This window comes from Cupriavidus pauculus, from assembly GCF_002858765.1.
Taxonomy (GTDB): domain Bacteria; phylum Pseudomonadota; class Gammaproteobacteria; order Burkholderiales; family Burkholderiaceae; genus Cupriavidus; species Cupriavidus pauculus_B.
In genome coordinates this window covers 170701-177759 of the sequence record NZ_PJRP01000012.1, presented here as the reverse complement: position 1 = coordinate 177759, position 7059 = coordinate 170701, and the positions used below count along the sequence as shown (strand labels likewise).

The window sequence follows — 7059 nt, the reverse complement described above, 5'->3', positions numbered from 1 at the left end:
AGCACGTGCGCCGATCCACTGGGCCCCGGCGATTCGCCCGTGGCAAAGTGGATGGCCGCATGCCAGTAGAGCTGCTGCAGCCCGGCCTCGATCAGCGAGGTCTCCACCACCTGGCCGCGCCCGGTCTTCTGGCGGTGCTGGTACGCGGCCAGGATGCCGAACGCAGCCAGCAGCCCGGCGTTGATATCTGCAATCGAATTGCCGGTGCGCAGCGGCGGCCCACCCTCCTCGCCCGTGATGCTCATCAAGCCAGTAAAGCCCTGGGCGATCAGGTCGAAGCCGCCTTTGTCGGCATAGGGGCCGCTGCGGCCGTAGCCCGAGATCGCGCAGTAGATCAGGCCGGGGTTCTCCTGCGACAGCGTGTCGTAGCCCAGATCCAGCTTTTCCAGCGTGCCCTTGCGGAAGTTCTCGATCACCACATCGGCGTTGCGCACCATGCGCAGGAACACTTCGCGGCCCTCGGGCTTCTTGAGGTCCAGCGCAATGCCGCGCTTGTTGCGGTTCAGCATCAGGAACGGCGCGGACACGCCATTGATTGCCGGCTCCTTGTAGCCGCGTGCATCGTCGCCACCGTCGATCTTCTCGATCTTGATCACGTCGGCACCCAGGTCGGCCAGCATCATGCCGCAGGTGGGGCCGGCCATGATCTGGGCGAGCTCCAGCACACGCAGGCCGGCCAGCGCGCCGGGCTGCATGGAAGTGAAATCGGACATCGGTCTCCTCCGAAACTAGCGGCCGGCGAACGTCGGCGCCTGCTTGGCCAGGAACGCGCGGTAGCCGGTGCGGAAATCCTCGGTATCGAAACAGTCGAAAGCGGCGTCCAGATCGGCCGCCGACAGGGGCTTGCCCTCCGCCAGTTGCCGCGCAAAGCGCTTGTGCCAGCGCGCCACCAGCGGCGCGCCCGATGCAATGCGCGCCGCCGTTGCCTGCGCCTCGCCGGCCACCTGGTCATCGGGCACCACGCGCGACACCAGCCCCATCGCATGCGCCTCGTCGGCGCCCACGATACGGCCCTCGAACAGCAGCTCCAGCGTGCGCGATGTACCGATCAGCCGGATCAGCGGCGCCATTTCGGCGTGCGCCATGACCAGGCCCAGGTTCTTGATCGGCGCGCCGAAGCGGCTGCTCTGCCCGCAGATGCGAATGTCAGCCATCGCCGCCACCTCCAGCCCGCCGCCCACGCAGATGCCGTGGATCTGCGCCACCACCGGATGCGGGCAGTCCTGCATGGCCTGCGCCGTGGCGTGCATCACCGCGCCATAGGCCACGGCCTGCTGCTTGTTGGATCGGGTGGTCTCGAATTCCCCGATGTCGTTGCCCGGCGAAAACGCCTTTTCGCCGGCACCGCGCACGATCACACAGCGCACCGAATCATCGGCGGACAGCGTGCGGAACGTGTCGCCAAGCTGGCGCCACATGTCCAGCGTGAAGGCGTTCAGCTTGGCGGGCCGGTTCAGCACGATGGTGGCCACGGCGTCGTCGCGCGTGACCAGCAGGGTGCCCTGTTCGATCAGTCCTTCGCTCATTCCGCTGCCCCCTCGTGCGCCGACATCATCTTGCGGCGCTTCGTCTTTTCCAGCAGGCTGCCGAACACCGGCCAGACCAGGATCACGATGGCCAGCGCCATGATGGTGCCCACCAGGCCGTTGGACCAGAACACGTTCATCTCGCCCTGCGACATCAGCATGGTCTGCCGGAACGCGTCCTCGGCCCGGTCACCCAGCACCAGTGCCAGCACCAGCGGCGCCAGCGGATAGTCGAGCTTCTTGAGCACATAGCCGATGACGCCAAAGATCAGCATCAGCCAGACATCGAACATGGCGTTGTGCACCGTGAACGCGCCAATTGCGCAGACCACCAGGATCAGCGGCGCGATGATCGCGAACGGAATGCGCAGGATGGCGGCGAACAGCGGCACCGTCGACAGCACCACGATCAGCCCGGCCAGGTTGCCCAGGTACATGCTGGCGATCAGGCCCCAGACAAAGGTCTTCTGCTCGGTGAACAGCAGCGGTCCCGGTTGCAGGCCCCAGATCATCAGCCCGCCCAGCAGCACCGCCGCCGTGGCCGACCCCGGAATGCCCAGCGCCAGCATCGGCAGCAGCGCACTGGTGCCGGCAGCATGCGCGGCGCACTCGGGCGCGATCACGCCCTCGACGTTGCCCTTGCCGAACGTCTCGCGCTTGCGCGAGAAGCGCTTGGCCACGCCATAGCCCATGAACGATGCCGCCGTGGCGCCGCCCGGCGTCACGCCCAGCCAGCAGCCGATGACCGACGAGCGGATCAGCGTCATCCAGTAGCGCGGCAGCTCGGCCCAGGTCTTCAGCACCACCTTCAGGTCGATATCGGCGCGCTTGCCCCGGAAGGCGACGCCTTCCTCCATGGTCATCAGGATTTCGCTGATGCCGAACAGGCCGATCACCACCACCAGGAAGTCGAAGCCGCGCAGCAGTTCGGTTGAGCCGAAAGTCATGCGCAGCGTGCCCGACACCGTGTCCATGCCCACCGCGGCCAGCGCAAAGCCGATGCACATCGCGATCACGATCTTGGCCTTGGCTTCCTTGCCCATGCCGATGAAGCTGCAGAACGTCAGGAAGTAGACCGCGAAGAATTCCGGCGGCCCGAAGCGCAGCGCGAACTTGGCCACCATCGGCGCCAGGAACGTGATCAGCAGCACCCCGGCCAGCGCGCCCAGGAACGACCCCGTGAACGCCGACGTCAGCGCGCGGCCCGCCTCGCCCTGCTGCGCCAGCGGATAGCCGTCGAATGTGGTGGCCACCGACCAGGCCTCGCCCGGAATGTTGAACAGGATCGACGTGATGGCCCCGCCAAACAGCGCGCCCCAGTAGATGCACGACAGCATGATGATGGCCGACGTGGGTTCCATCGAGAACGTCAGCGGCAGCAGGATGGCCACGCCGTTCGGGCCGCCCAGGCCCGGCAGCACGCCCACCACGATGCCAAGCAGGATGCCTACCAGCATCAGCCCGACGTTGTGCCACGACATGGCCACGGCAAAGCCGCCCATCAATGCATTGAGTTCTTCCATGCCCGTCCCCTCAGAATCCAAAGGCCGCTTCGAGCGGCCCCTTGGGGAGCGGCACGCGGAACTGCATTTCAAAGATCCAGAACAGCACCACGTTGATGACCACGCCGGTCAGCACCGCGCGCCACCAAGCAAACTTGCCGATGGCCAGCATGAAACCGGCGATGAAGATTGCCGATGCCACGTAGATGCCCAGGAAGGCGATCAGCGCCACGTACACGGTCAGCGGCACCAGGATCACGGCCACCTGCTTCAACTGGGGCCACGTCACGAACACCGCATCGTTCGGCGTGCGCAACGCCTGCCACAGCACCATCAGGCAGGCCAGGAAGATCAGCGCGCCGATGCGCAACGGAAAGTAGCCGGCCTCCGGGCCGTCGGGCGCCCAGCCGGCACCGATCTGGTAGTTGCTGACTATCACCACCACCGCGCCGAGGGCGATCAGGATGGCCACGCCGATTTCGGCGGCGCGCACCGTGATCGCCGCCGGCGCGGCAGCGTCATGTGTTGGATTGCTCATTGGGTCTGTCTCCCCGTTCTGTTTTCGGCTCCCCTCTCCCATTTGTGGGAGAGGGGTTGGGGGATAGGGCGTGGATGTGCTGCCTGCCGAAATGGCGACTTGAAGCGCCGTGCCCTCTCCCCCGGCCCCTCTTCCGCGTGGCGGGAGAGGGGAGCAAACAATCAGCGGTCAACTACGTTACTTCGCCGCCACGAAACCCGCTTCCTTGATGATGTCCTTGTGGCGCGTCTCGTCCGCCGTCAGGAACTCCACCAGCTTCGGGCCAGCGAGGAAGTCGTTCTTGAGAGCGTTCTTTTCGAGGTATTCCTTCCACTCGGGCGTGGCCACCACCTTCTGCATCAGATCCACGTAGTACTTCTGCTGATCAGGCGTCACGCCGCCGGGCAGCATGAAGACGCGCAGCATCTGGTATTGCACGTCCAGGCCCTGCTCCTTGCAGGTCGGGATGTCGTGCCAGCTCTGCGTTCCCGTGATCTTGGTGGTGTATTGCATGCGCTCGGGCGCATAGACGCACAGCGCGCGATGCTCGCCGGCACGCCACTGGCCAATGGATTCGGACGGGTTGTTGACGTTGGAGTCGATATGCTTGCCCGACAGCTGCGTGGCCGCTTCGCCGCCCCCCTTGTACGGGATGTAGATGAAGCGCACGCCGGCCTTTCGCTCGGTCTGCGCCGTGATGATCTGGTCTTCGCGCTTGGAACTCGTGCCACCCATCTTGAACTTGCTCGGCGTCTTTTTCACGTCGGCCAGGTAGTCGGATGGCGTCTTGTACGGCGCCTCGGCATTGGTCCAGAGCACGAATTCATCCATGGCCACCATGGCCACCGGCGTCAGGTCGCGCCAGTTGAACGGCAACTGGCTGATCATCGGCACGGTGTAGAGCGCCGACGAGGTCACCAGCAGCTTGTGCGCGTCGCCCTTCGAGGCCTTGGTATCCATCAGCCCTTCCGCGCCGCTGGCACCGGCCTTGTTCACGACGATCATTGGCTGGTTCATCAGCTTGTGCTTGGCGATGATGCCCTGGATCGAGCGTGCCATCTGATCCGACGCGCCGCCGGCGCTGAACGGCACAACCACTTCCACCGGCTTAGTGGGTTCCCATGCAAAAGCCGGCGCGGCGGCCAGCGCGACACCAAACAGCGAGGCGCACGCAAGGGCGCGCGCAGCATAACGAAACGTCATGGTCTGTCTCCTTTGGGTGGCGGCCGTGCGCTCTGGCGGCGCATCGGCCTGTTGTCGTGGCGGCCTCTGAGGGGCCGCCTCTTTCTGCTACATCGATCGGGTTGTCGGAAGGGTGTGGTCAGGCCGCGCGCAAGGCAGGTTGCGACGCCGCGGCATTGCGCAGGCTTTCCATCGCGGCCAGTACGCCGCCACTGCGATGCGGCACGCCGGCCAGCGCCAGCCCCATCTCCACGCCCGCCAGGGTGCCCATCAGCGTCAGGTCGTTGAAATCGCCCAGGTGGCCGATCCGGAACACCTTGCCCGACAGCTTCGACAGGCCCTGCCCCAGCGACATGTTGAAGTTCTCGAGCACGGTCTTGCGGAACGTATCGGCGCTGTGGCCATCGGGCATGACCACAGCGGTCAGCGCCGGGCTGTATTCGGCCGGGTTCTGGCACAGGATCTCCAGGCCCCAGGCCGTCACGCAGGCGCGCGTGGCGGCTGCATGGCGCTGGTGGCGCGCGAACACGTTCGGCAGGCCTTCCTCCAGCAGCATGTCGCACGCCTCGGACAGGCCGTAGAGCAGGTTCGTGGCCGGGGTGTACGGCCAGAAGCCGTTCTTGTTTGATTCGAGGATCTCGTCCCAGCCCCAGAACGCCTTCGGAAGCTTCGCCTTGGCCGACGCGGCAATCGCCTTCTGGCTGACCGCGTTGAACGAGATGCCCGGCGGCAGCATCAGGCCCTTTTGCGAGCCGGACACGGTGACGTCCACCCCCCACTCGTCGTGGCGGTAGTCGACCGATCCCAGCGACGAGATCGTGTCCACCAGCAACAGGGCCGGGTGATTGGCGGCGTCGATGGCACGGCGCACCGCAGCCACATCGGACGTGACGCCCGTCGATGTCTCGTTGTGGACCACGCACACTGCCTTGATCTCGTGATTGCGGTCATCGGCCAGACGCGCGCCAACGGCCGCCGCATCCACGCCGTGGCGCCAGTCGCCCACGATGAACTCGGGGTTCAGGCCCAGCTTGTCGGCCATCTTCTTCCACAGCGACGCGAAATGGCCGGTCTCGTACATCAGCACCTTGTCGCCCGGCGACAGCGTGTTGACCAGCGCCGCCTCCCACGCGCCGGTGCCCGACGCCGGATAGATCACCACGGGCTGTTCGGTCTGGAAGACCTTGCGGATGTCGGCCAGCACCTTCTTGCCGAGTTGCTGGAACTCGGGGCCACGGTGGTCGATGGTCGGGTAATCCATCGCGCGCAGCACGCGATCCGGCACGTTGGTGGGGCCAGGAATCTGCAGGAAGTGCCGGCCGCTCGGATGGGAATTCAGTCGGATCATGTCGCCTCGTGTCCTTATGTTTGAATTTTGTATTCAAAAAACGGGGATGCACTGCAGCGCCGGCATGCGGGATAATGTTGGCAGGCACATGTGCTTGCTGCTCCGCTAAAAAGCCTTATAAATCAACAACTACAAGGCCTTGTTGCCAGTCGTTGCATGGTTCCGGGCACCGAAAATCGCACCGGAACGTGATTCGTGCTTGCCCCAGAGTAGGTTTTGAATACAATACTGTCAAGCCACACGATCCCTGATGAGCACTTCTCCGACCCTTTCCTCGCAAGCCGTTGACCGCCAGATCCTGCATGTGGCGGTGGCCCAGCGCCTGCGCACGATGATCATGGAAGGCGATCTCGCGCCGGGTACGCGGCTCAATGAGCGCGTGCTGTGCGACCTGCTGCAGGTGTCCCGCACGCCGTTGCGCGAAGCGTTCAAGGTGCTGGCCGCCGACGGGCTGGTGACGCTGCTGCCGAACCGGGGGGCCGAGGTGGTGGTGCTGTCGACCGACACCGTCAATCACCTGTTCGAGATGATGGGCGCGCTCGAAGCCATGTCGGGCGAACTGGCCTGCCAGCGCATCACCGAGGCCGAACTCAACGAGATCCGCGCCCTGCACTTCGAGATGCTGGCGTGCCACGCCCGGCGCGACCTGCCCAACTATTACGCGCTGAACCGGCGCATCCACGACGCCATCAACGCGGCGGCGCGCAATCCGATTCTTGAGGAGACTTATCGACGCATCAACCTGCGTATCCAGGCGCTGCGTTTCCGCTCGAACTTCGACCACGACAAATGGGACATGGCCGTGCGCGAGCACGGCAACATGCTCGATGCCCTGGCGAAGCGCGACGGTGCGGCCCTGCGTGACATCCTGCGCGCGCACTTGAAACACAAGCACGACGCGCTGATCGCCGAACTAGAACGCGCACAGAACGTCGCCGCCTGAACGGAGCGCGCCCCTGGGCGGGCGCTTCCGGCCATGGCGGC

7 protein-coding genes are annotated in these 7059 nt (G+C 65.2%); 1 reads left to right on the top strand and 6 read right to left on the bottom strand.

Annotated features, from left to right (window positions below; translation table 11 throughout):
• The 6 genes from CYJ10_RS34235 to CYJ10_RS22870 all read right to left on the bottom strand — a co-directional run.
• Positions 1-713, bottom strand: a 713-nt coding sequence (locus tag CYJ10_RS34235) for a CaiB/BaiF CoA transferase family protein (RefSeq protein ID WP_180863031.1), incomplete at its 3' end; no start/stop codon positions are given.
• 15 nt (positions 714-728) lie between these two features.
• Positions 729-1526 (bottom strand): enoyl-CoA hydratase/isomerase family protein, encoded by a 798-nt coding sequence (locus CYJ10_RS22890; RefSeq protein WP_101683738.1) that lies wholly within the window; start codon positions 1524-1526, stop codon positions 729-731.
• Complete coding sequence (locus CYJ10_RS22885; protein ID WP_101683737.1) at positions 1523-3049, bottom strand: tripartite tricarboxylate transporter permease; 1527 nt, start codon at positions 3047-3049, stop codon at positions 1523-1525. The genes CYJ10_RS22890 and CYJ10_RS22885 overlap by 4 nt, the downstream gene beginning before the upstream one ends.
• Before the next feature lie 10 nt (positions 3050-3059).
• Positions 3060-3566, bottom strand: coding sequence for a tripartite tricarboxylate transporter TctB family protein (locus CYJ10_RS22880; RefSeq protein ID WP_101683736.1), 507 nt, complete (start codon positions 3564-3566; stop codon positions 3060-3062).
• Between the two features lie 177 nt (positions 3567-3743).
• Complete coding sequence (locus CYJ10_RS22875; protein WP_101683735.1) at positions 3744-4748, bottom strand: Bug family tripartite tricarboxylate transporter substrate binding protein; 1005 nt, start codon at positions 4746-4748, stop codon at positions 3744-3746.
• Positions 4749-4866: 118 nt separating this feature from the next.
• Positions 4867-6075, bottom strand: coding sequence for a pyridoxal-phosphate-dependent aminotransferase family protein (locus tag CYJ10_RS22870; protein ID WP_101683734.1), 1209 nt, complete (start codon positions 6073-6075; stop codon positions 4867-4869).
• 250 nt (positions 6076-6325) lie between these two features.
• Here CYJ10_RS22870 and CYJ10_RS22865 point away from each other — a divergent pair, with 250 nt between their 5' ends.
• Positions 6326-7018, top strand: coding sequence for a GntR family transcriptional regulator (locus tag CYJ10_RS22865; protein ID WP_101683733.1), 693 nt, complete (start codon positions 6326-6328; stop codon positions 7016-7018).
• The last annotated feature ends 41 nt before the right edge of the window (positions 7019-7059 follow it).

Bases quoted from the DNA above. Each gene is read 5' to 3' on its own strand.
- CYJ10_RS22870 (WP_101683734.1), bottom strand. From the start codon at position 6,075: ATGATCCGACTGAATTCCCATCCGAGCGGCCGGCACTTCCTGCAGATT.
- CYJ10_RS22865 (WP_101683733.1), top strand. From the start codon at position 6,326: ATGAGCACTTCTCCGACCCTTTCCTCGCAAGCCGTTGACCGCCAGATC.
- CYJ10_RS22880 (WP_101683736.1), bottom strand. From the start codon at position 3,566: ATGAGCAATCCAACACATGACGCTGCCGCGCCGGCGGCGATCACGGTG.
- CYJ10_RS22890 (WP_101683738.1), bottom strand. From the start codon at position 1,526: ATGAGCGAAGGACTGATCGAACAGGGCACCCTGCTGGTCACGCGCGAC.
- CYJ10_RS22875 (WP_101683735.1), bottom strand. From the start codon at position 4,748: ATGACGTTTCGTTATGCTGCGCGCGCCCTTGCGTGCGCCTCGCTGTTT.
- CYJ10_RS22885 (WP_101683737.1), bottom strand. From the start codon at position 3,049: ATGGAAGAACTCAATGCATTGATGGGCGGCTTTGCCGTGGCCATGTCG.